Genomic DNA, 25,259 nt, shown 5'->3' with positions numbered 1-25,259 from the left:
TTTGTAACAAAGGAAACGTACTGCACTAATTTTCACCGTAGCAGATGATTTTTGCGCCTTGTCGCTGCTGCGTGTGGTTGGTAAAGTAAGCGGATTTTGTTTTCCGCCCCAGCTTTCAGGATTATCCCTTAGTATGTTGAAAAAATTTCGTGGCATGTTTTCCAATGACCTGTCCATTGACCTGGGTACCGCGAATACCCTTATCTATGTAAAAGGACAAGGCATCGTATTGAATGAGCCTTCCGTTGTGGCCATTCGTCAGGATCGTGCAGGCTCGCCAAAAAGCGTGGCCGCAGTGGGTCATGACGCGAAGCAGATGCTGGGCCGTACCCCAGGCAACATCGCCGCAATCCGCCCAATGAAAGACGGCGTTATCGCTGACTTCTTCGTGACTGAAAAAATGCTTCAGCACTTCATCAAGCAGGTTCACAGCAACAGCTTCATGCGTCCAAGCCCGCGTGTTCTGGTGTGTGTGCCGGTTGGCGCAACACAGGTAGAACGTCGCGCAATCCGTGAATCCGCTCAGGGTGCGGGTGCGCGTGAAGTGTTCCTGATTGAAGAGCCAATGGCTGCAGCCATTGGTGCGGGTCTGCCTGTCTCTGAAGCGACCGGTTCTATGGTGGTTGATATCGGTGGTGGTACCACTGAAGTGGCCGTTATCTCCCTGAACGGTGTGGTGTACTCCTCTTCCGTGCGTATCGGTGGTGACCGTTTCGACGAAGCCATTATTAATTATGTTCGCCGTAACTACGGCTCTCTGATCGGTGAAGCCACCGCAGAGCGTATCAAGCATGAAATCGGTTCTGCTTATCCTGGCGATGAAGTTCGTGAAATCGAAGTTCGTGGCCGTAACCTGGCTGAAGGTGTTCCACGCGGCTTCACTCTGAACTCCAACGAAATCCTGGAAGCGCTGCAAGAGCCGCTGACCGGTATCGTGAGCGCGGTGATGGTTGCCCTGGAACAGTGCCCACCAGAACTGGCGTCCGATATCTCCGAGCGCGGTATGGTGCTGACCGGTGGTGGTGCGCTGCTGCGTAACCTCGACCGCCTGTTAATGGAAGAGACAGGTATTCCTGTCGTAGTTGCAGAAGATCCACTGACTTGCGTCGCCCGCGGTGGTGGCAAGGCGCTGGAAATGATCGACATGCACGGCGGCGACTTGTTCAGCGAAGAGTAGTCATTGTGAAAGGGTAGCGCATCGCTACCCTTTCTCTCTGACGCGAGAATACGCATAGCCTATGAAGCCAATTTTTAGCCGTGGCCCATCGCTACAGTTTCGCCTCATCCTGGCGGTTCTGGTTGCGCTTGGGGTCATTATTGCCGATAGCCGCCTCGGTACGTTCAGCCAGATCAGAACGTACATGGATACCGCCGTCAGTCCTTTCTACTTTGTATCAAATGGTCCCCGTGAATTACTCGACTCCGTTTCTCAAACGCTGTCTTCGCGTGACCAACTCGAACTCGAAAACCGGGCATTACGCCAGGAACTGCTGCTGAAAAACAGCGAGCTGCTGATGCTGGGGCAATACAAGCAGGAAAACGCGCGTCTGCGTGAACTGCTTGGCTCACCGCTGCGTCAGGATGAGCAGAAAATGGTTACGCAGGTGATCTCCACCGTCAACGATCCTTACAGCGATCAGGTGGTGATCGACAAGGGTAGCGCCAACGGTGTGTATGAAGGTCAGCCTGTTATCAGTGATAAAGGCGTTGTGGGCCAGGTGGTTGCTGTTGCCAAACTAACCAGCCGCGTTCTGCTGATTTGTGATGCCACGCATGCGTTACCGATTCAGGTGCTGCGCAACGACATCCGCGTCATTGCGGCCGGTAACGGCTGTACGGACGATCTGCAGCTGGAACACCTGCCTGCCAACACGGATATCCGTGTGGGTGACGTACTGGTGACCTCCGGTCTGGGTGGTCGTTTCCCTGAAGGGTATCCGGTTGCGGTTGTCTCTTCCGTGAAGCTTGATACACAGCGTGCTTACACCGTGATTCAGGCGCGTCCAACGGCGGGTTTACAGCGTCTGCGCTACCTGCTGCTGCTGTGGGGTGCCGATCGTAACGGGACTAACCCAATGACGCCGGAAGATGTGCATCGTGTAGCGAATGAGCGCCTGATGCAGATGATGCCGCAGGTTCTCCCTCCGGTAGACTCAATGGGGCCTCCAGCACCAGTACCTGCACCTGCGACGGGGTTAACGCAGCCGCCTCTGGATGCGCCGCCACCACCGCAACTCCCTGTGGGAGGGCAGTAGTGGCAAGTTATCGTAGCCAGGGACGCTGGGTTATCTGGCTCTCGTTTCTCATTGCGTTGTTACTGCAGATCATGCCCTGGCCGGACAACATTCTCGTTTTCCGGCCAAACTGGGTTTTGCTCATTTTGCTCTACTGGATCCTTGCCCTGCCGCACCGGGTAAATGTCGGCACGGGTTTTGTGATGGGTGCCATACTGGATCTCATTAGTGGCTCGACGCTGGGCGTACGTGCCTTATCCATGAGCATTATTGCGTATCTCGTCGCACTCAAATTCCAGCTCTTTCGTAACCTCGCGCTCTGGCAACAGGCTCTGGTGGTGATGTTGTTATCGCTTGCTGCGGATATCGTTGTTTTCTGGGCAGAGTTTTTAGTGATAAACGTCTCTTTCCGACCGGAAGTGTTCTGGAGTAGTGTAGTAAACGGTGTGCTCTGGCCGTGGCTGTTTTTGCTGATGCGTAAAATTCGCCAGCAGTTTGCTGTGCAGTAAAAGGTTGCTATGACGTCTATATATCTTGCCTCTGGTTCTCCGCGCCGCCAGGAACTGCTCACTCAACTGGGGGTTTCCTTTGAGCGCATCGTGACTGGCATCGAAGAAAAACGTGCTGAGGGCGAAAGTGCTCAGCAGTACGTTTCTCGTCTGGCACGAGAGAAAGCGCAGGCCGGTGTAGCACAAACACCGCGTGACTTACCGGTCCTGGGGGCAGATACCATCGTTATCCTTAACGGTGAGGTGCTTGAGAAACCGCACGATGCAGAGCATGCGGCGCGCATGCTACGCAAAATGTCCGGGCAAACGCATCAGGTGATGACGGCCGTGGCGCTGGCGGACAGCCAGAACGTGCTGGATTGCCTGGTGGTGACGGACGTCACGTTCAGAGTGCTTACCGACGACGAGATCGCCGCTTATATTGCCAGCGGTGAACCTATGGATAAAGCAGGTGCATACGGTATTCAAGGGCTGGGTGGCTGTTTTGTCAGGAAGATTAATGGCAGCTATCACGCCGTAGTCGGCTTACCGCTGGTGGAAACGTATGAGTTGCTGAGCAATTTTAACTCACTGCGTGAGGGAAGGGATGATTATGACGGCTGAATTGTTGGTAAACGTAACGCCATCGGAAACCCGTGTGGCCTACATTGATGGTGGCATTCTTCAGGAAATTCATATTGAGCGTGAAGCGCGGCGCGGAATAGTAGGCAATATCTACAAAGGTCGTGTCAGTCGTGTACTGCCGGGGATGCAGGCGGCTTTTGTAGATATTGGACTGGATAAGGCGGCATTTTTACATGCCTCCGACATCATGCCGCACACCGAGTGCGTGGCTGGCGAAGAGCAAAAGCAGTTCGCCGTGCGCGACATCTCCGAGCTGGTACGTCAGGGCCAGGATCTGATGGTGCAGGTGGTGAAAGATCCCCTCGGTACCAAAGGTGCCCGTCTGACTACTGACATCACGTTACCTTCCCGTTATCTGGTCTTTATGCCTGGCGCATCGCACGTGGGTGTTTCCCAGCGTATTGAGAGTGAAAGCGAGCGCGAGCGCCTGAAGAAAGTGGTCAGCGCTTACTGCGATGAACAGGGCGGGTTCATCATCCGCACTGCAGCGGAAGGGATCAGCGAAGAAGACCTGGCGTCCGATGCCGCCTATCTGAAGCGCGTCTGGACGAAAGTGATGGAGCGTAAAAAACGCAACCAGACCCGCTATCAGCTGTACGGTGAGCTGGCGCTTGCTCAGCGCGTCCTGCGTGATTTTGCCGATGCACAGCTCGACAGAATTCGCGTGGACTCCCGCCTGACGTATGAAGCGCTGCTGGAATTCACCGCAGAGTACATTCCGGAAATGCCAGGCCTGCTGGAGCATTACTCTGGCCGTCAGCCGATTTTCGATCTCTATGATGTCGAAAATGAGATCCAGCGTGCGCTGGAGCGCAAGGTTGAGCTGAAGTCTGGCGGTTATCTGATTATCGATCAGACCGAGGCGATGACCACCGTGGATATCAACACCGGGGCATTTGTTGGCCATCGCAACCTGGATGACACCATTTTCAATACCAATATTGAAGCGACGCAGGCCATTGCGCGCCAGCTTCGTTTGCGTAATCTGGGCGGCATTATCATCATCGACTTTATCGATATGAATAATGAAGACCACCGTCGCCGTGTGCTGCATTCGCTGGAGCAAGCGCTGAGTAAAGATCGCGTAAAAACCAGTATCAACGGCTTCTCGCAGCTGGGTCTGGTGGAAATGACGCGTAAGCGCACCCGCGAAAGTGTGGAGCATGTGCTGTGTAATGAATGCCCGACCTGTCACGGCCGTGGCACGGTAAAGACGGTGGAGACCGTTTGTTACGAAATCATGCGTGAAATCGTCCGCGTTCATCACGCCTACGACTCAGACCGTTTTCTGGTCTATGCTTCCCCTGCGGTGGCCGAGGCGCTGAAAGGCGAAGAGTCACACGCGCTGGCGGAAGTGGAAATCTTTGTCGGCAAGCAGGTAAAAGTGCAAATCGAGCCACTCTATAACCAGGAACAGTTTGACGTGGTGATGATGTAAAACGCAGTGCGCTGCGAGATCAAAGGCTGACAAGGAGAGATGCGTGAGGCGATTGCCGGGGATTTTACTGCTTACAGGGGCAACGCTTGTCGTGATTGTCGCGTTGCTCGTGAGCGGGCTGCGCCTCGTTTTGCCGCATCTGAACAGCTGGCGTCCGCAGGTGCTGGCGAAAATCGAATCGTCCACTGGTATACCGGTGGACGTGAGCCAGGTCAGTGCTAACTGGCAGAACTTTGGCCCGACGCTTGATGTCCGGGATATCAATGCCAGCCTGAAAGACGGTGGCTACCTGAAAATCAAACGCGTGACCCTGGCGCTGGATGTCTGGCAAAGTTTGCTGCATCTGCGCTGGCAGTTTCGCGATCTCACCTTTTATCAACTCCAGTTACTGACCAATACGCCGCTGAGCAGTGGCGACAGCGATCAGGGCCTTGAAACCAACCACATCAGCGATCTCTTCCTGCGTCAGTTCGATCATTTCGATCTGCGCGACAGCGAAGTGAGCTTTATTACCCTTTCGGGCCAGCGTGCTGAGCTGACGATCCCACAGCTGACCTGGCTCAACGGCAAAGATCGCCACCGTGCTGAAGGGCAGCTCAATCTCTCCAGTCTGAATGGTCAACATGGTGTCATGCAGGTGCGTATGGATCTGCGTGACGACAACGGTTTGTTGAACAACGGCAAGGTGTGGCTGCAGGCCGATGACGTAGATGTAAAGCCGTGGCTGGGAGACTGGTTACAGCAAAACATGCAGCTGGAAACGGCTCGCTTTAGCCTTGAAGGCTGGATGACCCTGACGAAAGGGGTGTTTGCCAGTGGTGATATCTGGCTAAAGCAGGGAGGGGCTAGCTGGAAAGGTGAAAACCAACAGCATCAGCTTTCCGTAGATAACCTCACCGCACACGTCACGCAGGAGAAAGGGGGCTGGCAGTTTGCTATCCCGGACACGCGTATCACGATGGACAGCAAGCCCTGGCCGCGCGGTGCGCTGACGCTGGCCTGGATGCCGGAACAGGATGTTGGCGGCGCGAACAGTAAACGCAGCGATGAGCTGCGCATCCGTGCCAGCAACCTGGATCTGGCGGCGGTAGAAGGGCTTCGCTCAATGGCAACAAAGCTCTCTCCGGATCTGGGGGCTATCTGGCTGGCGACACAGCCGAGCGGGAAAATAGACACCCTGGCGCTGGATATCCCGTTACAGGCAACGGAGAAAACCCGTTTTCAGTCCACGTGGAAAGATCTGGCCTGGAAGCAGTGGAAATTACTGCCGGGAGCAGAGCACTTTAGCGGCAAGCTGGAAGGGAGCGTTGAGAACGGCAGGCTGACAGCCGATATGCATGACGCCAAAATGCCTTACGAAACGGTTTTCCGCGCCCCGCTGGAAATTGAAAAAGGTAGCGCTATTCTCAACTGGCAGAATAATGATAAAGGTTTTCAACTGGATGGCCGCCATATTGATGTGAAAGCCAAAGGCGTACACGCGCGTGGTGATTTCCGCTATCTTCAGCCAACAGGTGAAGAGCCGTGGCTGGGTATTCTGGCGGGGATCAGTACGAACGACGGTTCACAGGCCTGGCGTTACTTCCCGGAAAACCTGATGGGTAAAGCGCTGGTGGATTACCTGAGTGGCGCGATCCAGGGGGGACAGGCGGATAACGCCACGCTGGTCTACGGCGGCAACCCGCATCTGTTCCCGTACAAACATAACGAAGGTCAGTTCCAGGTGCTGGTGCCTTTGCACAAGGCGACCTTTGCCTTCCAGCCGGACTGGCCTGCGCTTAAAAACCTCGATATTGAACTCAACTTTCTCAATGACGGGTTGTGGATGAAGTCGGACAACGTTGCGCTGGGCGGCGTGACGGCCAGCAATCTGACGGCAAATATCCCGGATTACTCAAAAGAGAAACTGCTCATTGATGCCGATATCAACGGCCCGGGCAAAGCGGTTGGCCCTTACTTTGAGGAGACTCCGCTTAAAGAGTCGCTGGGTGCCACGCTTCAACAGCTGCAGCTTGATGGCGATGTGAATGCTCGCTTACATCTCGATATCCCGCTGGATGGCAAGATGACCACGGCGAAAGGCGACGTCCGTCTCAATAACAACAGCCTGTATATCAAACCGCTTGAAAGTACCCTGAAAAACCTTAGCGGACAGTTCAGCTTTGTGAACGGTAACCTGAAAAGTGAGCCGGTTTAAGCCACCTGGTTTAACCAGCCGATCAATATTGATTTTTCGACCACTGAGGGTGAAAAAGCCTATCAGGTGGCCATCAACATGGATGCTCACTGGCAGCCGTCGCGTATGGATGTACTGCCACAAGCGATAGGTGAATCGCTTGATGGTGCGGCCTCCTGGAATGGCAAAGTGGCGATTGATCTGCCTTATCACGCCGGTGCGCATTATAAAGTCGACATCACGGGCGATCTGAAAAACCTGAGTAGCCAGTTACCTGTACCGCTGGATAAAAAAGCCGGACAGTCGTTACCGGTGAAGCTTAACGTTGATGGCAACCTGAACAGCTTCGAACTGACCGGCAGCGCGGGGGGGGCAAACCACTTCAACAGCCGCTGGCTACTTAACCGGAAACTCACGCTCGACAGAGCCATCTGGACGACGGACAGCCGAAGCACACCGCCATTGCCAGAACAGACGGGTGTTGAGCTGAATCTCCCGCCGATGGATGGCGCACAATGGCTGGCACTGTTCCGGCAAGGGGTTGGGCAAAACGTGGGTGATTCCGCCCAGTTCCCCCAGGCCATCACTATACGCACCCCTTCACTGACGCTGGGTGGGCAGCAGTGGAATAACCTGAGCATTGTCTCCAGGCCGACGGATAACGGCTCGAAAGTGGAGGCACAAGGCAGGGAAATTAACGCCACGCTGGCGATGCGTAAGAACGCGCCGTGGCAGGCGGCGATCCGCTATCTCTACTACAACCCGGCAACTGAGAACGGTAAAGACCCACTGGCAAATACGTCGCCTCTGAGTAACACGTCCCGCGTGGATTTCAGCGGCTGGCCCGATGTGCAATTGCGCTGTGCCGAGTGCTGGCTATGGGGACAAAAGTATGGCCGTATCGACGGGGATTTTGCCGTCCGGGGCAATACCATGAGCCTCTCCGGTGGGCTGGTGGATACCGGCTTTGGCCGTCTGACGGCCGAGGGCGAATGGGTGAATACTCCGGGCGAACAGCGTACCTCACTGAAAGGTAACATTAAGGGCAACAAGCTGGATGCGGCGACGGGTTTCTTTGGTGTCAGTACCCCGCTTCGCGGTTCGTCCTTCGATATGGATTACGACCTGCACTGGCGTGCGGCACCGTGGAAGCCTGACGAAGCTTCGCTTAACGGTATCCTGAAAACCCACATCGGTAAGGGCGAAATTGCTGACGTAAGTACCGGTCATGCCGGACAGATCCTGCGTCTGCTGAGCTTTGATGCGTTGTTGCGTAAGCTGCGTTTTGACTTTAGCGATACCTTCAGCGAAGGCTTCTATTATGACTCCATCCGCAGTACGGCGTGGATCAAGGACGGCGTGCTGCACACAGACGACACCCTGGTGGATGGCCTGGAAGCGGATATCGCGATGAAAGGGTCGGTGGATCTCGTGCGTCGCGAGCTGGATATGGAAGCTGTGGTGGCACCGGAAATTTCCGCCACCGTGGGTGTTGCGACGGCCTTTGTGGTGAACCCGATAATCGGGGCGGCAGTGTTCGCCGCCAGCAAGGTGCTGGGGCCGCTGTGGAGCAAAGTGTCTATTCTGCGCTACCGCATTACGGGGCCAGTGGATAAACCGCAGATTAATGAAGTGCTGCGCCAGCCTCGCAAAGATGCACAGCAATGATTTGACGTGGGCAGGTAATTGCCTCACTCTCAATAAATATGATCTTTATACCGCCCCGGGCGGCAACGAACGAGTAGCAATACGATGAGTCTGAACCTGGTAAGTGAACATTTGCTCGCAGCGAACGGCCTGAGCCATCAGAACCTGTTCTCCATTCTCGGTCAACTGACCGAACGCCGTCTCGACTACGGCGATCTCTATTTCCAGTCGAGCTATCACGAATCCTGGGTTTTAGAAGACAGCATCATCAAAGATGGCTCTTATAACATCGATCAGGGCGTCGGCGTGCGCGCCGTCAGCGGCGAGAAAACCGGTTTTGCCTATGCCGACCAGATTAGCCTGAATGCACTGGAGCAGAGTGCGCAGGCCGCGCGTACCATCGTGCGTGAAACCGGCGATGGTCGCGTGAAAACGCTGGGTGAAGTGCAGCACTCTGCACTCTATACCAGCATCGACCCGCTGCAGAGCATGAGCCGCGAGGAGAAGCTGGATATCCTGCGTCGCGTGGACAACGTCGCGCGCGCTGCGGATAAACGCGTGCAGGAAGTGTCTGCCAGCCTGAGCGGTGTATATGAACTGATTCTGGTAGCCGCAACCGACGGTACGCTGGCAGCAGATGTGCGCCCGCTGGTACGTCTTTCCATCAGTGTACAGGTGGAAGATGACGGCAAGCGTGAGCGCGGCTCAAGCGGCGGCGGCGGTCGTTTTGGTTATGACTGGTTCCTGGGCGATGTCGACGGTGAAGTGCGCGCGGACGCGTGGGCGAAAGAGGCCGTGCGTATGGCGCTGGTCAATCTCTCTGCGGTCGCTGCTCCGGCGGGCACATTGCCGGTGGTTCTGGGCGCGGGCTGGCCGGGGGTGCTGCTGCACGAAGCGGTGGGGCATGGCCTGGAAGGTGATTTTAACCGTCGCGGCACTTCTGTATTCAGCGGGCAGATGGGTCAGCTTGTCTCTTCTGAACTCTGTACCATCGTGGATGACGGTACGATGCGTGACCGTCGTGGCTCTGTGGCAATTGATGATGAAGGTACACCTGGCCAGTACAACGTGCTGATCGAAAACGGTGTGCTGAAAGGCTACATGCAGGACAAACTCAACGCACGCCTGATGGGCGTTGCGCCAACGGGCAACGGTCGTCGCGAATCTTACGCGCACCTGCCGATGCCGCGTATGACCAACACCTACATGCTGCCGGGCAAATCCACGCCGCAGGAGATTATCGAGTCCGTGGATTACGGTATCTTCGCGCCAAACTTTGGCGGCGGTCAGGTGGATATCACCTCCGGTAAGTTTGTCTTCTCCACTTCAGAGGCCTATCTGATTGAGAAGGGTAAAGTGACCAAAGCGGTAAAAGGCGCAACCCTGATTGGCTCCGGTATTGAAGCCATGCAGCAAATCTCTATGGTCGGTAACGACCTGAAGCTGGATAACGGTGTGGGCGTCTGCGGTAAAGAGGGCCAGAGCCTGCCAGTGGGCGTCGGTCAGCCAACGCTGAAAGTGGATAATCTGACGGTGGGCGGTACCGCCTGATCGGAAGCAGTATGAAAAAAAGGCGCTACTCAAAAAGTAGCGCCTTTTTTTTAACGTAAATGCTCTAACGGGATTTCAGGATCCGGCTCGTGAGTGATGCGGTTGCGCAGATCACGACGAATAATTTCAATTGACCAGAACCAGACCAGATGGCCTACGATTTCTGAAACGTGTTCGTACCATGGAAGATCAAAGAGCGGTGGGGTAAGCCCCATCAGCGGGAATGAGATCATGTGGACAAACAGCTGAGCTAATGCACCGGCCAGCAAGCCTTGCCAGAGTTTTATTTTCGGGAAGACTTCTGCAACTATGCAATAACCTACGGCAAAGACGATTGAGAAAATAATATGCGTCACGCCAACCCAGTTAAATATATGTCCGGCAAATGTATAAACGGCCGCGTTAGGATCAATAATCCCCAGCCAGTCGCGCAGAAATACATACGGTGGGTTTAAAAAATTGCGTGAGCAATCGATCTGACCTGCTGCTCTTATTAGTTGTTCTGGCCCGCATGCACTGGTGAATAAATCGATGGGACTACGTGGTGGAAGCGGGACTTCAGCCCCCCATTTTACAAATGCGGAGACAATCCCTGCAATCAGGCCAATGAATGCGGCGAGTCCGTAGCGCCTCCGTGAAGGCGGTGTCATTTCAAATAGATTCATTGTTATTCCTTGTTTAAAGTGATCCTGAGAAATATATTTTTATTGTTTATATGTATAACAAAAATATAACAGTCTGAATTTCAGACGACTACAAGATAAATGACGGGTGGCAAAAGTGTCAATTAACTATTCCTGATAGTCGGGAAGGGGAATTCCTGAATGACTGCTATAGCCATTCAGAGAATATTCATGCCAGATATTCGTTCAGGCGCTGTTGAATTACTCCTTCCTTCTCCCCCGCATTTCCTGGAACAGTTCCGCCACTTTCACAAAATACTCAGTCAGATAGTTAATGCAGACCTGTACTTTGAGCGGCAGCTTGTCTTTCTCTGTATACAGAGCGTAGACCGGGCGCGGATCGGACTGATAGCGCGGGAACAGGATCTCCAGCTCACCGCTGTTGATCTCGTTGATCACCCACATCAACGGTACGTAGGCGATCCCGGCACCGGCAACCAGCCAGCGGGAGAGGGTCATTGGATCGTTGGTCACGAACCGGCCTTCAGGGAGCAGTCTGGTAGAAAGTCCTTCCGGAGCAATCAGCTCAAATTCATTATCCGGACGCACGCTGTATCCCAGCCAGGAGTGGTTACTGAGGTCGGCGGGTTTTTCTGGTATGCCGTACTGCGCCAGATAGCTTTTCGAGGCGCAAACCACCATTGGCATACTGCCCAGCCGACGAGAGAAGAGGCTGGAGTCCTGCAATGCGCCTACGCGGATCACCACATCCAGACCATCGGCAATCAGATCCGGGGCCGGAATGCCCGTCACCAGATTGACGGTTAACCCCGGATACTCTTTAAGCATTTCTGCGGTCATGGCAGCGAGAACATTTTGTGCCATAGTTGAAGAACAACCAATGCGCAGGGTGCCGATAGGCGTGTTGTTAAAGGCGTAGAGCTGCTCGTGAACATCCTGCACTTCATGCAGCATGCGGCGACAGCCCTGATAGTAAATTTTACCCGCCTCCGTCAGCCCAATGCTGCGGGTACTGCGGTTGAGCAGCTTGACCTGAAGCTCATCTTCCAGTTTTGACACCGTCTGGCTGATGGAAGAGACGCTCATCTGAAGCTGCCGTGCTGCGGCGGTAAAAGAGCCAAGTTCAACCACTTTGGCAAAGACCGACATGCGTTTTAAACGTTCCATTATTCACTCTGGCTTAAAAGTGATTTAGATCACATATTATAGATAACAGCATAACAGTTACGTTAATATATTATTAATTACATAACGACTGCGCCACTCTCGCCCGGCGTTTCTTGCTCTTCTGCGGTGGCGTGCGCTAAAAAAATCTGTCGCCTGCACTCTCTCTTATCAAGGTCAACATGAGTCTGTTTCCCGTTATCGTGGTGTTCGGTTTGTCGTTCCCACCGATATTCTTTGAGCTTCTTTTATCACTGGCGATTTTCTGGCTGGTGCGCAGGGTGCTGGTCCCTACCGGGATCTACGATTTCGTCTGGCATCCTGCATTGTTCAATACCGCGCTGTATTGCTGCCTGTTTTACCTGATATCGCGCCTGTTTGTCTGAGGTTGATGTGAAAACGCTAACAAGAAAAATCTCCCGTACCGCCATCACAATGGCATTGGTTACCCTCGCGTTCATCGCTATCTTTCGCGCCTGGGTTTATTACACCGAATCACCGTGGACGCGCGATGCGCGTTTCAGCGCCGATGTGGTGGCGATTGCCCCTGATGTGGCCGGGCTTATCACCGCGGTGAACGTACACGACAACCAGCTGGTGAAAAAAGACCAGGTGCTGTTCACTATCGACCAGCCTCGTTATCAGAAAGCGCTGGAAGAATCAGAAGCAGACGTGGCCTATTACCAGGCGCTGGCCGCTGAAAAACGTCGTGAGGCCGGTCGTCGTAACCAGCTGGGCGTCCAGGCGATGTCCCGCGAAGAGATTGACCAGTCCAACAACGTGCTGCAAACCGTACTGCATCAGTTAGCGAAAGCCGAAGCGATGCGCGATCTGGCAAGGCTGGATCTGGAGCGTACGGTTATTCGCGCACCTTCGGATGGCTGGATAACCAACCTCAACGTCTATACCGGTGAATTTATTACCCGTGGCTCGACTGCCGTGGCGCTGGTGAAACAGAACTCCTTCTACGTGCTTGCCTATATGGAAGAAACCAAGCTTGAAGGGGTGCGTCCGGGCTATCGCGCGGAGATCACGCCGCTCGGCAGCAACCGCGTATTTAAAGGTACTGTGGATTGCGTTGCTGCCGGTGTCACGAACGCCAGCAGTACCAACGACAAGAAAGGGATGGCGACGGTAGATTCCAATCTGGAATGGGTACGTCTGGCACAGCGTGTGCCGGTGCGTATCCATCTGGATGAACAGCAGGGCAACCTGTGGCCTGCGGGTACTACGGCAACTGTGGTCATTACTGGTGCAAAGGATCGCGATGCCAGCCAGGATTCCATCTTCCGTAAAATAGCGCATCGCCTGCGTGAGTTTGGTTAATCGTTATGGGTATCTTTTCCATCGCCAGCCAGCACATCCGCTTCGCCGTGAAGCTGGCGTGTGCCATCGTGCTGGCGCTGTTTGTCGGCTTTCACTTCCAGCTGGAAACGCCACGCTGGGCGGTGCTGACGGCAGCGATTGTCGCGGCAGGCCCTGCATTTGCGGCGGGGGGAGAACCCTACTCCGGCGCGATTCGCTACCGTGGGATGTTGCGTATCGTCGGGACGTTTATCGGTTGTATTGCGGCACTCGCCATTATTATTCTGATGATCCGCACGCCGCTGTTGATGCTGATGGTGTGCTGTATCTGGGCGGGCTTCTGCACCTGGATCTCCTCCCTGGTAAAAGTGGAAAACTCCTATGCCTGGGGGCTCTCCGGCTATACCGCACTGATTATCATCATTACCATCCAGGCCAACCCGCTGCTCGCGCCACAGTTTGCCGTGGAGCGTTGTAGCGAAATTGTCATTGGTATCGTCTGCGCCATCGTGGCTGACCTGCTTTTCTCACCGCGCTCCATCAAGCAGGAAGTGGATCGCGAGCTGGATGCGTTAATTGTTTCCCAGTACCAACTGATGCAGCTGTGCATTGCGCATGGTGACAAAATTGAGGTCGATAAAGCCTGGGGTGGGCTGGTGCGCCGCACAACGGCCCTGGATGGGATGCGCAGTAACCTGAACATGGAGTCCTCTCGCTGGGCGCGTGCTAACCGCCGCCTTAAAGCGATCAATACCGTCGCCTTAACGCTGATTACACAGGCGTGTGAAACGTATCTGATTCAAAACACCCGCCCTGAAGCGATAACCGATACTTTCCGTGAGCTGTTTGCCGAGCCGGTAGAGACGGTGCAGGACGTGCATAAACAGCTCAAGCGTATGCGACGGGTGATCGCCTGGACCGGGGAGCGCGACACCCCGGTGACGATTTACACCTGGGTCGGCGCGGCGACGCGCTATCTGTTGCTTAAACGTGGCGTGATCGGCAATGCCAAAATCAGTGCCGCTGAAGAGGAAGTGTTACAGGGAGAAGTGGTGATCAAAGCAGAGTCGGCCGAGCGTCACCACGCAATGGTCAATTTCTGGCGCACCACGCTTGCCTGTATGCTCGGCACGTTGTTCTGGCTGTGGACGGGCTGGACGTCCGGTAGTGGGGCTATGGTGATGATTGCCGTTGTCACGTCGCTGGCAATGCGTCTGCCCAACCCGCGTATGGTTGCTATCGACTTTCTGTACGGCACAATCGCTGCGCTGCCGATAGGTGCGTTCTATTTCCTGGTGATTATCCCGTCGACTCAGCAAAGCATGTTGTTGCTCTGTATTAGCCTTGCGGTGCTGGCGTTCTTCATTGGCATCGAGGTTCAGAAACGCCGTATTGGCTCGCTGGGGGCGCTGGCAAGCACCATCAACATCATTGTGCTGGATAACCCGATGACGTTCCATTTCAGCCAGTTCCTTGACAGTGCATTAGGACAGCTGGTGGGGTGTTTTCTGGCAATGATGGTGATCCTGCTGGTGCGGGATAACTCTCAGGCGCGAACCGGCCGTGTGCTGTTGAATCAGTTCGTGTCGGCTGCCGTATCGTCTCTGACGACAAACACTGCGCGCCGAAAAGAGAACCACCTGCCCGCGCTTTATCAGCAACTGTTCTTATTGTTGAATAAATTCCCGGACGATATTGGCAAGTTCCGCCTGGCGTTAACGATGATCATCGCACATCAGCGCTTGCGTAATGCCCCCGTGCCGATCAACGACGATCTGTCTGCCTTTCACCGTCAGCTGCGCCGCACTGCCGACCACGTGCTCTCCGCATCCAGTGATGACAAACGCCGTCGCTACTTTAAGCAACTGCTTGAAGAGCTGGATATCTACCAGGAGAAACTGAAGGTCTGGGAAGCGCCACCTCAGGTGACGGAGCCGGTAGGGCGGCTGGTGTTTATGCTGCACCGTTACGAAAATGCGCTGACCGATAGCTGATTAAAGAAAAAACCGACGCCAAAAGCGTCGGTTTTTTTGTAGCTATACTTAGTTCTGCAGGCTCTTACATTCAGAAAGGGAGGACACATGACTACCCTGGCTCTTCAGGACAACATCCTTTTTCAGACCGGCTATCTGGTCAACGGCATCTGGAAAACGCTGGACACGACCTTTGATGTGCTCAACCCGGCCACCGGTGAAGTGATCGCAAAAGTGGCGAAAGCCGGTAAAACCGAAACCGAAGAGGCGATTGCCGCCGCAACTAAAGCTTTCCCTTCATGGCGCGCCAGAACCGCGAAAGAGCGTTCAACCATCCTCTATCGCTGGTATGAACTGATTATTGAGAATAAAAGCTGGCTCGGGCGGTTAATGACCACCGAACAGGGTAAGCCCCTGAAAGAAGCAGAAGGTGAAGTCGAGTATGCTGCCAGCTTTATCCAGTGGTTTGCCGAGCAGGCCAAACGCGCGAATGGTGAAATTATTCCACCCGTCAAACCCGGTTCCCGCATTCTGGCAACCCGTGAACCTGTCGGCGTGGTGGCGGCGATTACGCCGTGGAACTTCCCGATGGCAATGCTTACCCGCAAGTTAGGCCCGGCGCTGGCAGCAGGGTGTACGGGGGTGATCAAACCGGCAAACAACACTCCGCTCAGCGCCTTTGCATTACTCGCGCTGGCAAAACAGGCGGGTGTGCCGGATGGCGTGCTTAACGCGGTAGCGGGAAACACGCATGAAATCAGCGATGCGATCATGGCCAGCCACGACGTGCGTAAAATCACGTTTACCGGGTCGACCTCTGTGGGCAAAACGCTGGTGCGAAACGCCGCAGAGACAATGAAAAAAGTCTCAATGGAGCTGGGAGGAAATGCTCCCTATATCGTCTTTGAGGATGCGGACATTGATGCAGCTGTGAAAGGGGCGATTACCAACAAATTCCGTAATGCCGGGCAGGTCTGCGTCAGCGTTAACCGCTTCTATATTCAGGAAACCGTTTACGACAAGTTTGTTAATCAGCTTGCTGATGCGGTGAACGCGCTGAAGGTCGGAAATGGTCTGGAAGAAGGGGTCGTCGTCGGGCCGCTGATTGAACCTTCGGCGGTCAACAAAGTGCGGGAACACGTTGAAGATGCGATTGCCAACGGTGCGACTGTACTGGCAGGCGGCAAGGCACACCCACTTGGCGGTAATTTCTGGATGCCAACCGTGCTCGGAGACTGCCATGAAGGCATGAAGCTGGCAGGGGAAGAAACGTTTGGCCCTGTCGCGGCCTGCTTCCGTTTCACCTCAGAAGATGAAGTGATCCAGCGCGCCAATAACACACCATATGGCCTGGCGGCTTACTTCTATACCCAGAACCTGTCGCGGGTGTTCCGCGTCTCACAGGCCATCGAAAGCGGGATGATTGGCATCAACGAATGTGCCGTATCCACAGAGCTGGGACCTTTTGGTGGCGTAAAAGAGTCAGGTCTGGGGCGTGAGGGGTCTGTGTTGGGGCTGGAAGAGTATCTGGAAGTCAAAACCCTGCATATCGGGGGATTATAATAGACAGGGCGGCATTTGCCGCTCGCCTGGACTGGGTGGCTGGTAATGAAAATCTATACGTTTGATTTTGACGAGATTGACAGTCAGGAAGACTTCTATCGTGAATTTATCCAGGTGTTTGACCTTGAACAGGAAAGCGTCACGAATCTGGATACGCTGTGGGAAGTGGTCATCGACAGCCAGTTGCCGTTACCGCTGGAGATAGAGTTTATCCATCTGCCTGATAAGCTGCGCAGACGTTTTGGCGCGCTGGTTTTATTGTTTGATGAAGCAGAAGAAGAGCTGGAAGGACAGTTACGCTTTAACGTGCGCCACTGATTTAAGCGTTAAAAAAAGCCCCTGACCTTCTGGTCAGGGGCAAGTCGTATGATGAGATACGACGAGGGTTTATTTATACAGTTCCGCTGTAGCATGCCAGTGGTCACCCTGGTTCAGTTCGGTGACGCGATAGCTGCTGGCACCCGCTTTTTCAGCTTTTGCTGCCAGTTCCTGACGGATATCCATCGGAGAGCCGGTTACGGATGTGACAGAGATACTCCCCATCGACTGTAGAGTCTGTGCCTGGTCGGCATTGACCTGGTGAACGGCTGCGCTCGCGCCGAAAGAAAGTACAGATGCCAGGCCGAGGGTTGCGATGATTAATTGGGTTTTCATAGTCTTTACTCCTGAGCAGGGTGTACTCAACGGCGAGAAGGGTTGAACTGCTATTTTTATGCCAGGTGCCGTTGAGTGGAGAATGATGTTTTCGGGTATGACTAAAACTTATTTGTACAGCTCAGCGGTTGCGTGCCAGTGGTCGCCTGTACGCGCTTCAATGATGCGATAGGATGACGCACCCTGTTCTTCCGCTTTTTTGTTCAGCATGTCATGCATGTCCATCGGAGACGCACTGACCGCACCAACAGACACTGTGCCAATTGCCTGACGGGATTGCGCCTGATCGGCGTTGATGGAGTCAGCCGCAAAAGCACCGAATGACAGAACAGACAGGACGCTCAGCATCGCTACAGTAGTTTTGATTTTCATGATTCTTTACCTCGTCGAATTTTTTACTGGGGTCTTTGTTTCGTGACCCTCATCACAAAATCAAGTATACACTAATAACGATAAAAATTAATACCAGGCTAATTGTTTCAATGGTTATTAAGAGTTAATAAACGTGATTTTTATAACCAAAATGCATAGTGATGGTCATTTTTTCGTCACATCTTCTTGCTATGTCTAACTAAATCAGAGGGATACTGGCTTTTGATTTTTTGTGCGATTTATTGAGGTGATATTCACTGCGTGAATGTTAGTGGGTGGTAAAAAGCACTATTTGGCAAAGCAGGGAGGGGAGAAAACAGGGGGAAACGCAGCGGGAGCAGAACAATCCCCGCAGCCGTGCTACGGGGAGAGAGGATTACAGTTCCTGTTCGAACAGAACCAGAATCGCTTCGTAGAGATCTTTGACGGAGAAATTATTTGCCGGAGTGGTAAAGATGGTGTCGTCACCGGCGATGGTGCCGAGGATACCTTCTGCTTTACCTAAGGAGTCCAGCAGGCGGGCAATCAGCTGTGCGGCACCCGGGCTGGTGTGGATCACGACAACGGCATCGTTATAGTCGATATCCAGAACCAGATTCTTCAGTGGGCTGGAGGTTGTCGGCACGCCAAGTTCGGCAGGCAGACAATAGACCATTTCCATTTTGGCATTACGCGTACGCACCGCGCCAAATTTGGTCAGCATACGGGAGACTTTCGACTGATTGATATTATCGAAGCCTTGTTCCTGCAACGCCTGAACAATTTCTCCCTGAGAACTGAATTTCTCTTCTTTGAGTAGCGCTTTAAACGCCTTTATTAATTCTTCTTGCTTAGACGAGCTTCGCATAAGTCACCCGGAATATAACGGTATAAACAACATTATTATGCATGTGGATGAATTTTTATGCAAACAATCTGCCTGAACCCAGGCTGAAATAATGTTATGAAAGGGAGTGATTTTATCAGATTTCGTTATCAGAAAACATGCCTGGGTCACGCCACGCAAATAAGCTTAAAAGTAAATTAAATGTTATCAAATTGATGTTGTTTTGGTGGCGGGGCAGGGTGTATTGTAACCACCTCTTAAATCGTTGCCGTCTGTTGTCAGATAGCATTCTGACGATAGAGAAAGTCGAGTGACCTCAAATTCTTTAGCTACGAAAATTGTAATTATTTACCTGCTGAATTATGGTCGCCGCAACGGAGTTACAGATACTTAAGTTAACCATAATAAGGAGTTTAGGATGAAAGTCGCAGTCCTCGGCGCTGCTGGTGGTATCGGCCAGGCGCTTGCCCTACTACTGAAAACCCAACTGCCTTCAGGCTCAGAACTCTCCCTGTACGATATTGCTCCGGTAACCCCAGGTGTGGCGGTTGACCTGAGCCACATCCCGACAGCTGTGAAAATCAAAGGCTTTTCCGGTGAAGATGCACGTCCTGCGCTGCAGGGTGCTGACGTTGTGCTGATCTCCGCGGGTGTGGCACGTAAGCCCGGTATGGATCGCTCTGACCTGTTCAACGTCAATGCGGGTATCGTGAAAAACCTGGTACAGCAGATCGCTGAAATCTGCCCGAAAGCCTGTATCGGTATCATTACTAACCCAGTGAACACCACCGTTGCTATCGCGGCAGAAGTGCTGAAGAAAGCCGGTGTTTACGACAAGAACAAACTGTTTGGCGTGACCACGCTGGACATCATCCGTTCCAACACCTTCGTGGCTGAGCTGAAAGGCAAGCAGCCAACCGACGTTGAAGTACCGGTTATCGGTGGTCACTCTGGTGTGACTATTCTGCCTCTGCTGTCGCAGATCCCTGGCGTAAGCTTCACCGAGCAGGAAGTGGCTGACCTGACCAAACGTATCCAGAACGCGGGCACCGAAGTGGTGGAAGCGAAGGCGGGTGGCGGTTCTGCAACTCTGTCTATGGGCCAGGCGGCTGCACGTTTCGGCCTGTCACTGGTTCGCGCCCTGCAGGGTGAGAAAGGTGTTGTTGAATGTGCTTATGTTGAAGGTGACGGCGCACACGCACGCTTCTTCTCTCAGCCACTGTTGCTGGGTAAAAACGGTATCGAAGAACATCAGTCAATTGGCAAGCTGAGCGCGTTCGAACAAAACGCGATGACAGGCATGCTGGACACGCTGAAGAAAGATATCACTCTGGGTGAAGAGTTCGTTAACAAGTAAAACGGACTTCCCCTTACAGGCCGGGTAAGCGTTCGCGCTACCCGGCAAAAAAAACGGAGCCAGTTGCTCCGTTTTTTTATGTCTGTCAGTTGGTGGCCGGGTATTCCTGAATCGTTACCTGAATCGTCAGCTTCTTATCGTTGCGCATGACTTCGACCGGAATGATAGAGCCAGGACGTATTTCTGCGACCTGATCCATCGTCTCCAGCGCCGATACCGCCGGACTGCCATTCACCGATATAATGACGTCATTGACCTGAATACCTGCGTTAGCCGCCGGACCGCCAGGGGAGACTTCATTGACCACAATGCCCTGGATCTGATCGATACCGCCACCTTGCGAGTGCATTGGCGCAATCTCACGCCCACCAATACCGATGTAGCCGCGGATCACCCGACCATCGCGGATGAGCTTATCCATAATTTTGGTGGCCAGCTGGAACGGAATGGCAAAGCCGATACCTTCCGGCGTCTCGCCATCGTTACTCTTATCGAACGAGAGGGTGTTGATGCCCATCAGCTCGCCCAGCGAGTTGACCAGCGCGCCGCCAGAGTTACCGTGGTTGATTGACGCATCGGTCTGCAGGAAGTTCTGCCGCCCGGAGGGGTTCAGGCCAATTCGACCGGTGGCGCTGATAATCCCCTGAGTGATGGTCTGACCCAGGTTGTACGGGTTACCAATCGCCAGCACTACGTCGCCAATGTGCGGCGTACGTTTGCGGTTAATCGGGATGACCGGCAGACCGCCCGTGGCGTTGATTTTCAGTACCGCCAGGTCGGTCAGGCTGTCAGAGCCGACGAGCAGAGCCTCAAACACGCGGCCATCCTGCAATGCGACGATAATCTGGTCGGCATCGTTGATCACGTGTTTGTTGGTAATGATGTAACCACGCTCGTCCATAATCACACCGGAACCGAGCGTGCGGATCTCCAGCTGATTATGGCTTGAGCTGTTAAGGCCACGGTTATAGACGTTAACCACGGCAGGTGCCGCACGGCGAACGGCCTGGTTGTAGGTGGCCGGTGTTTCATCCGTACTGTCAAACTGGGGGGCCGTCAGCTTGTTGAACTGACGTAAAGACGGCATAGCCACTAACAGCAGGCTAGCAACGATCAAACCGATGGCAATGGAACGAAAGAGCTTTAAAAGCATGATGCGCGTGTCGTTAAAAAAGGAACGATTTGCAGCATAACATGAGTTATCCGGACATCACACGAGGCCAGATGCCCGGAATCACACATGATTAGCGCAACAGAATATAGATAGACTCATTGCCACGCATAATCTGCAGGGCAATGACCGCTGGCTTACTCTCCAGCACCTTGCGCATCTCCGCGATAGATTGCACGCGGTTGCGGTTTACACCGATGATGACATCATCCTGGTGCAACCCCGCCTGTGCGGCTGGGCTGCTCTTCTCGACGGTATCAACGGTAATGCCTTTTGTGCCGTCTTTAAGCTGCCCGTCGCTTAGCGTTGCCCCTTGCAGCGCCGGGGCGATAAGCTCAGCACTGGCGGAAGAGGACGTACTCTTATCCAGCGTCACTTCAACGTCCAGCGGCTTGCCATCACGAATCAGACCTAACTTCACTTTGGCACCGGGTTCAGTCGTTGCAATGCGCGAACGCAGCTCAGCGAAACTGTTCAGCGGTTTATCATTGAGGCTGACGATCACATCCCCGGATTTCACGCCTGCTTTTGCCGAGCCGGAATTTGGCAGCACTTCACTGACAAATGCCCCGCGCTGAACGTTGATGTTGAACGCTTTAGCGATATCCGCGCTCATCTCCATCCCCTTAATGCCCAGCAAACCGCGTTTGACTTCGCCAAACTGAATCAGCTGTTGTGACAGGGTTTTGGCCATATTGCTGGGAATGGCGAAACCAATCCCGATGCTGCCGCCGCCCGGCGCAAGGATGGCGGTGTTGATGCCAATCAACTCACCGTTGAGGTTAAGCAGTGCTCCGCCGGAGTTGCCGCGGTTAATCGAGGCATCGGTCTGAATAAAGTTTTCCAGCCCTTCCAGATTCAGCCCGCTACGTCCCAGCGCGGAAACGATACCCGAAGTGACGGTTTGTCCTAAACCGAACGGGTTACCGACGGCGACGGCAAAATCACCAACACGCAGCTTATCGGAGTCCGCTATCGTAATTTGTGTCAGGTTACCCGGGTTTTGCATCTGCAATAGCGCAATGTCGCTCTGGTCATCGCCGCCGATCAGTTTGGCGTCAAATTCTCGCCCGTCATTCAGCTGAACGCTGATTTTATCCGCCTGGCTGATGACGTGGTTATTGGTCAGAATATAGCCTTTAGCCGCATCAATGATGACCCCAGAGCCAAGACCTTCAAAAGGCTGGGCTGACTGGTCGGGAGACTCATCACCGAAATACTTCTTCAGTTCTTCAGGTACGCGCTGGTTTTGCCGCGCTGTTCCTTCGACTCGCACGCTGACTACCGCAGGTAGCACTTTTTCCAGCATCGGCGCGAGGCTGGGAATGGCAGTTTGTCCCGGAACCTGCGCAGGCAGCGTGGCCGAAGCAGGGAAGGATGCCGAGAGAGATAACCCGACACTTAACGCTAAAGCGCTCAACAGCTGGTTTTTTTTGTTCATCGACGCTGACTCTCGTATCCTGGAATGAAAGAAGAACGGCCCCAAAAACATCCTGATGTTATTGAATTTTAAACCGCTGAACAATGAGGTAATTGACTAAATAATAGCTGGGGTCAGGGATAAAGGACGGGCGCAATCGCTGCGCCCGTAAAATAAATTCAGGTTGTGCGATTAATCGCGTTTTGCGCCACCGCGCAGCAGGCCGGACGCGCCATCAGAATAATCGCGTGGCATCTGAACCGGTGCCTGGTCGTTACCGGCTTCAGAGTCAGCCAGACGGTTGCGGAACGGGTTCGTCTCCGCCGTCATCTCTGGCAGCAGGCTGCTGGAGCTTTTCGCCATGTGTTGATACAGCTGACGATAGTCGGTTGCCATGTTATCCAGCAGCTCGGCGCTACGGGCAAAGTGGCTGACCAGCTCTTCGCGATACTCTTCCAGTTCAGCTTTGTTCTTTTCCAGTTCGTACTGCAGTGACTGTTGTTGACGCAATTTGCGATTACCGAAACGCATGGCCACAGCACCGATAATGATGCCGACGACTAAACCGATTAGCGCATATTCCCAGGTCATGAACTTCTCCCGTTGTCTTGTGGTTCCGTAGGGTGTTGGCTCGGCTCCTGCCTGTGCCTGATAACGCCACTATAACCGCTATTTCTGCAGAAGTGGAATCCTGACGTATCATCGCGTAGTGTAGAACGGCCTTTTTTTCATCAGCCATGCCTGCTGGTGAGGTTTAACCGAAGGAATAACAACAAGATTATGCAAAGTCTGTCCCCCTCATCGCGTTACCTTCATGCCCTGAATGAGGGCTCACATCAGCCGGACGATGTTCAGCGTGAAGCGGTCAACCGTCTGGATGTGATCTATCAGGAGCTCACGGCCAAACCCGCTGAAATCGTACAACACGGCGGGCTGAAGGCGGCATTCGGTCGGTTTCTTGGGAAAAAAGAGCCGCAGGCTAACGCCCCGGTGCGCGGCTTATATATGTGGGGAGGCGTCGGGCGCGGTAAAACCTGGCTGATGGATATGTTCTACCAGAGCCTGCCGGGGGGGCGTAAACAACGTCTGCACTTCCACCGTTTTATGCTGCGGGTTCACGAAGAGCTGACGGCGCTGCAGGGCAAAAGTGACCCACTGGAGATTATTGCCGATCGCTTCAAGGCTGAAACGGATGTGCTCTGCTTTGACGAATTTTTTGTTTCTGATATCACCGACGCCATGTTGTTAGGTGGCCTGATGAAAGCGCTGTTTGCGCGCGGGATTACGCTGGTTGCCACCTCGAATATCCCGCCGGATGAGCTATACCGCAACGGCCTGCAGCGGGCGCGTTTCCTGCCTGCCATTGATGCCATTAAGCAGCATTGCGATATCATGAACGTCGATGCCGGAGTGGATTACCGCCTGCGCACGCTGACGCAGGCGCATCTGTGGCTTTCCCCTTTAAACGATGAAACCACCAGTCAGATGAATAAACTGTGGCTGGCACTGGCGGGAGCGGCACGTGATAACGCCCCTGCGCTGGAGATTAACCATCGTCCGCTGCAAACGCAGGGGGTAGAGAACCAAACCCTGGCGGTCTCTTTTGCGACGCTTTGTGTGGATGCCCGCAGCCAACACGATTACATTGCGCTTTCGCGCCTGTTCCACACCGTGATGCTGCTGGATGTCCCGGTAATGACGCCGTTGATGGAGAATGAAGCGCGGCGCTTCATTGCACTGGTGGATGAGTTTTACGAACGTCACGTCAAGCTGGTGGTGAGTGCAGAGGTTCCTTTATATGAGGTATATCAGGGCGAGCGGTTGAAATTTGAATTCCAGCGCTGCCTGTCGCGCCTGCAGGAGATGCAGAGCGAGGAATACCTGAAGCTGGAGCATATGCCGTAATCCATGTTCCCCTCTCCCGGTGGGAGAGGAGCCGGAGGTGAGAGCACCAGAGCGCACAACATCCACCCCCCGAAAAACCCGTTTTGAATCACATTTAGGGGTCGATCTTTGACCTCAACTTCTCTATAATCTTGCGACCCCACGTTACGAGAAGGTTTTTTTCCCGAAACTTTCTATGTGTCGGCATTAGCTATTCGAAGGGGTAGGTTTGCCGGACTTTGTCGTGTGAACCTCAACTGACTAAACGTTTGGGTGTTCACCAACGTGTAACTTATTATTTGGGTAAGCTTTTAATGAAAACTTTTACAGCTAAACCAGAAACCGTACAGCGCGACTGGTATGTTGTTGACGCGACCGGTAAAACTCTGGGCCGTCTGGCTTCCGAACTGGCTCGTCGCCTGCGCGGTAAGCATAAAGCGGAATATACTCCGCACGTTGATACCGGTGATTACATCATCGTTCTGAACGCAGAAAAAGTTGCTGTAACCGGCAACAAGCGCGAAGACAAAATGTATTACCACCACACCGGCCACATCGGTGGTATCAAAGAAGCGACCTTTGAAGAGATGATTGCTCGCCGTCCTGAGCGTGTGATTGAAATCGCGGTTAAAGGCATGCTGCCAAAGGGCCCACTGGGTCGTGCTATGTTCCGTAAACTGAAAGTTTATGCAGGCAACGAGCACAACCACGCGGCACAGCAACCGCAAGTTCTTGACATCTAATCGG

The 25,259-nt window shown here is 53.7% G+C and carries 22 protein-coding genes and 1 pseudogene; 15 read left to right on the top strand and 8 right to left on the bottom strand.

Annotated elements, in window-relative coordinates; genetic code table 11:
• The first annotated feature begins 133 nt into the window (after positions 1–133).
• From mreB to tldD, 7 genes and pseudogenes are all read left to right on the top strand, one after another.
• Positions 134–1,177 (top strand): rod shape-determining protein MreB, encoded by a 1,044-nt coding sequence (mreB, locus tag HV318_RS11175; RefSeq protein ID WP_000913396.1) that lies wholly within the window; start codon positions 134–136, stop codon positions 1,175–1,177.
• Positions 1,178–1,238: 61 nt separating this feature from the next.
• Positions 1,239–2,255, top strand: a complete 1,017-nt coding sequence (gene mreC, locus HV318_RS11170; RefSeq protein WP_182272828.1) for a rod shape-determining protein MreC — start codon at positions 1,239–1,241, stop codon at positions 2,253–2,255.
• Complete coding sequence (gene mreD, locus HV318_RS11165) at positions 2,255–2,743, top strand: rod shape-determining protein MreD (protein ID WP_182272827.1); 489 nt, start codon at positions 2,255–2,257, stop codon at positions 2,741–2,743. Before mreC ends, mreD begins: the two co-directional genes overlap by 1 nt.
• A gap of 9 nt (positions 2,744–2,752) precedes the next feature.
• Entirely contained in the window at positions 2,753–3,346 is a 594-nt protein-coding gene (locus HV318_RS11160; protein ID WP_182272826.1) for a Maf family protein, read from the top strand.
• Entirely contained in the window at positions 3,336–4,805 is a 1,470-nt protein-coding gene (rng, locus tag HV318_RS11155; RefSeq protein WP_112013115.1) for a ribonuclease G, read from the top strand. Before HV318_RS11160 ends, rng begins: the two co-directional genes overlap by 11 nt.
• A 43-nt stretch (positions 4,806–4,848) precedes the next feature.
• Positions 4,849–8,649 (top strand): annotated as a pseudogene (gene yhdP, locus HV318_RS11150) (AsmA2 domain-containing protein YhdP).
• 84 nt (positions 8,650–8,733) lie between these two features.
• Entirely contained in the window at positions 8,734–10,179 is a 1,446-nt protein-coding gene (tldD, locus tag HV318_RS11145; protein ID WP_182272825.1) for a metalloprotease TldD, read from the top strand.
• 50 nt (positions 10,180–10,229) lie between these two features.
• On the opposite strand, the gene HV318_RS11140 is transcribed toward tldD, so the two are convergent.
• Together HV318_RS11140 and aaeR are read right to left on the bottom strand one after the other, a co-directional pair.
• Entirely contained in the window at positions 10,230–10,844 is a 615-nt protein-coding gene (locus tag HV318_RS11140; protein WP_182272824.1) for a YagU family protein, read from the bottom strand.
• A 219-nt stretch (positions 10,845–11,063) separates the two neighbouring features.
• Positions 11,064–11,990: an HTH-type transcriptional activator AaeR gene (gene aaeR / locus HV318_RS11135; protein ID WP_182272823.1), complete on the bottom strand. Its 927-nt coding sequence runs from the start codon at positions 11,988–11,990 to the stop codon at positions 11,064–11,066.
• A 179-nt stretch (positions 11,991–12,169) separates the two neighbouring features.
• Between aaeR and aaeX the strand changes: the two genes are divergently transcribed.
• The 5 genes from aaeX to HV318_RS11110 all read left to right on the top strand — a co-directional run bounded on the left by aaeX (position 12,170) and on the right by HV318_RS11110 (position 17,146).
• The gene (gene aaeX / locus HV318_RS11130; RefSeq protein WP_000051841.1) at positions 12,170–12,373 is read left to right on the top strand and encodes a p-hydroxybenzoic acid efflux pump operon protein AaeX; all 204 of its coding nucleotides are present in this window, start codon (positions 12,170–12,172) and stop codon (positions 12,371–12,373) included.
• Positions 12,374–12,380: 7 nt separating this feature from the next.
• A complete protein-coding gene (aaeA, locus tag HV318_RS11125) occupies positions 12,381–13,313 on the top strand; it encodes a p-hydroxybenzoic acid efflux pump subunit AaeA (protein ID WP_182272822.1) in 933 nt (310 codons plus the stop codon).
• A 5-nt stretch (positions 13,314–13,318) separates the two neighbouring features.
• Positions 13,319–15,286: a p-hydroxybenzoic acid efflux pump subunit AaeB gene (gene aaeB / locus HV318_RS11120; RefSeq protein WP_182272821.1), complete on the top strand. Its 1,968-nt coding sequence runs from the start codon at positions 13,319–13,321 to the stop codon at positions 15,284–15,286.
• 87 nt (positions 15,287–15,373) lie between these two features.
• Complete coding sequence (locus HV318_RS11115) at positions 15,374–16,828, top strand: NAD-dependent succinate-semialdehyde dehydrogenase (RefSeq protein ID WP_182272820.1); 1,455 nt, start codon at positions 15,374–15,376, stop codon at positions 16,826–16,828.
• A 45-nt stretch (positions 16,829–16,873) separates the two neighbouring features.
• Positions 16,874–17,146, top strand: a complete 273-nt coding sequence (locus tag HV318_RS11110; RefSeq protein ID WP_182272819.1) for a barstar family protein — start codon at positions 16,874–16,876, stop codon at positions 17,144–17,146.
• 69 nt (positions 17,147–17,215) lie between these two features.
• Here the strand turns inward: HV318_RS11110 and yhcN (HV318_RS11105) are convergent, their stop codons facing one another.
• The 3 genes from yhcN (HV318_RS11105) to argR form a co-directional block, all read right to left on the bottom strand.
• On the bottom strand, positions 17,216–17,482 hold the full coding sequence (gene yhcN / locus HV318_RS11105) for a peroxide/acid stress response protein YhcN (protein WP_182272818.1): 267 nt from the start codon (positions 17,480–17,482) through the stop codon (positions 17,216–17,218).
• Between the two features lie 108 nt (positions 17,483–17,590).
• Positions 17,591–17,854 carry a peroxide/acid stress response protein YhcN gene (gene yhcN / locus HV318_RS11100; RefSeq protein WP_182272817.1) on the bottom strand — a complete coding sequence of 88 codons (264 nt, stop codon included), beginning with the start codon at positions 17,852–17,854 and terminating at the stop codon, positions 17,591–17,593.
• A gap of 376 nt (positions 17,855–18,230) precedes the next feature.
• The gene (gene argR, locus HV318_RS11095; RefSeq protein WP_182272816.1) at positions 18,231–18,701 is read right to left on the bottom strand and encodes a transcriptional regulator ArgR; all 471 of its coding nucleotides are present in this window, start codon (positions 18,699–18,701) and stop codon (positions 18,231–18,233) included.
• A gap of 397 nt (positions 18,702–19,098) precedes the next feature.
• On the opposite strand from argR, the gene mdh reads away from it, so the two are divergent.
• Entirely contained in the window at positions 19,099–20,037 is a 939-nt protein-coding gene (gene mdh, locus HV318_RS11090) for a malate dehydrogenase (RefSeq protein WP_182272815.1), read from the top strand.
• An 85-nt stretch (positions 20,038–20,122) separates the two neighbouring features.
• Here the strand turns inward: mdh and degS are convergent, their stop codons facing one another.
• The 3 genes from degS to zapG form a co-directional block, all read right to left on the bottom strand.
• Positions 20,123–21,190 carry an outer membrane-stress sensor serine endopeptidase DegS gene (gene degS, locus HV318_RS11085; RefSeq protein WP_182272814.1) on the bottom strand — a complete coding sequence of 356 codons (1,068 nt, stop codon included), beginning with the start codon at positions 21,188–21,190 and terminating at the stop codon, positions 20,123–20,125.
• Between the two features lie 91 nt (positions 21,191–21,281).
• A complete protein-coding gene (degQ, locus tag HV318_RS11080; RefSeq protein WP_182272813.1) occupies positions 21,282–22,649 on the bottom strand; it encodes a serine endoprotease DegQ in 1,368 nt (455 codons plus the stop codon).
• Between the two features lie 171 nt (positions 22,650–22,820).
• Positions 22,821–23,219, bottom strand: coding sequence for a Z-ring associated protein ZapG (zapG, locus tag HV318_RS11075; RefSeq protein WP_006178827.1), 399 nt, complete (start codon positions 23,217–23,219; stop codon positions 22,821–22,823).
• 189 nt (positions 23,220–23,408) lie between these two features.
• Between zapG and zapE the strand changes: the two genes are divergently transcribed.
• Together zapE and rplM are read left to right on the top strand one after the other, a co-directional pair.
• On the top strand, positions 23,409–24,533 hold the full coding sequence (gene zapE / locus HV318_RS11070; RefSeq protein WP_182272812.1) for a cell division protein ZapE: 1,125 nt from the start codon (positions 23,409–23,411) through the stop codon (positions 24,531–24,533).
• A 293-nt stretch (positions 24,534–24,826) separates the two neighbouring features.
• Positions 24,827–25,255: a 50S ribosomal protein L13 gene (gene rplM, locus HV318_RS11065; protein ID WP_131635278.1), complete on the top strand. Its 429-nt coding sequence runs from the start codon at positions 24,827–24,829 to the stop codon at positions 25,253–25,255.
• Positions 25,256–25,259 lie beyond the last annotated feature (4 nt).

Origin of the sequence: Enterobacter sp. RHBSTW-00901 (assembly GCF_014103115.1) — a bacterium.
Lineage (GTDB): Bacteria > Pseudomonadota > Gammaproteobacteria > Enterobacterales > Enterobacteriaceae > Enterobacter > Enterobacter cloacae_P.
Note: the sequence above shows the minus strand (reverse complement) of the source record. Positions and strands in the feature narration are given on the sequence as shown.

Coding starts and splice junctions, on each gene's coding strand:
- tldD (WP_182272825.1), top strand. CDS start 8,734: ATGAGTCTGAACCTGGTAAGTGAACATTTGCTCGCAGCGAACGGCCTG.
- aaeB (WP_182272821.1), top strand. CDS start 13,319: ATGGGTATCTTTTCCATCGCCAGCCAGCACATCCGCTTCGCCGTGAAG.
- aaeX (WP_000051841.1), top strand. CDS start 12,170: ATGAGTCTGTTTCCCGTTATCGTGGTGTTCGGTTTGTCGTTCCCACCG.
- rplM (WP_131635278.1), top strand. CDS start 24,827: ATGAAAACTTTTACAGCTAAACCAGAAACCGTACAGCGCGACTGGTAT.
- mdh (WP_182272815.1), top strand. CDS start 19,099: ATGAAAGTCGCAGTCCTCGGCGCTGCTGGTGGTATCGGCCAGGCGCTT.
- degS (WP_182272814.1), bottom strand. CDS start 21,190: ATGCTTTTAAAGCTCTTTCGTTCCATTGCCATCGGTTTGATCGTTGCT.
- aaeR (WP_182272823.1), bottom strand. CDS start 11,990: ATGGAACGTTTAAAACGCATGTCGGTCTTTGCCAAAGTGGTTGAACTT.
- degQ (WP_182272813.1), bottom strand. CDS start 22,649: ATGAACAAAAAAAACCAGCTGTTGAGCGCTTTAGCGTTAAGTGTCGGG.
- HV318_RS11115 (WP_182272820.1), top strand. CDS start 15,374: ATGACTACCCTGGCTCTTCAGGACAACATCCTTTTTCAGACCGGCTAT.
- yhcN (WP_182272817.1), bottom strand. CDS start 17,854: ATGAAAATCAAAACTACTGTAGCGATGCTGAGCGTCCTGTCTGTTCTG.
- HV318_RS11160 (WP_182272826.1), top strand. CDS start 2,753: ATGACGTCTATATATCTTGCCTCTGGTTCTCCGCGCCGCCAGGAACTG.
- HV318_RS11110 (WP_182272819.1), top strand. CDS start 16,874: ATGAAAATCTATACGTTTGATTTTGACGAGATTGACAGTCAGGAAGAC.
- argR (WP_182272816.1), bottom strand. CDS start 18,701: ATGCGAAGCTCGTCTAAGCAAGAAGAATTAATAAAGGCGTTTAAAGCG.
- yhcN (WP_182272818.1), bottom strand. CDS start 17,482: ATGAAAACCCAATTAATCATCGCAACCCTCGGCCTGGCATCTGTACTT.
- rng (WP_112013115.1), top strand. CDS start 3,336: ATGACGGCTGAATTGTTGGTAAACGTAACGCCATCGGAAACCCGTGTG.
- zapE (WP_182272812.1), top strand. CDS start 23,409: ATGCAAAGTCTGTCCCCCTCATCGCGTTACCTTCATGCCCTGAATGAG.
- HV318_RS11140 (WP_182272824.1), bottom strand. CDS start 10,844: ATGAATCTATTTGAAATGACACCGCCTTCACGGAGGCGCTACGGACTC.
- mreC (WP_182272828.1), top strand. CDS start 1,239: ATGAAGCCAATTTTTAGCCGTGGCCCATCGCTACAGTTTCGCCTCATC.
- zapG (WP_006178827.1), bottom strand. CDS start 23,219: ATGACCTGGGAATATGCGCTAATCGGTTTAGTCGTCGGCATCATTATC.
- mreB (WP_000913396.1), top strand. CDS start 134: ATGTTGAAAAAATTTCGTGGCATGTTTTCCAATGACCTGTCCATTGAC.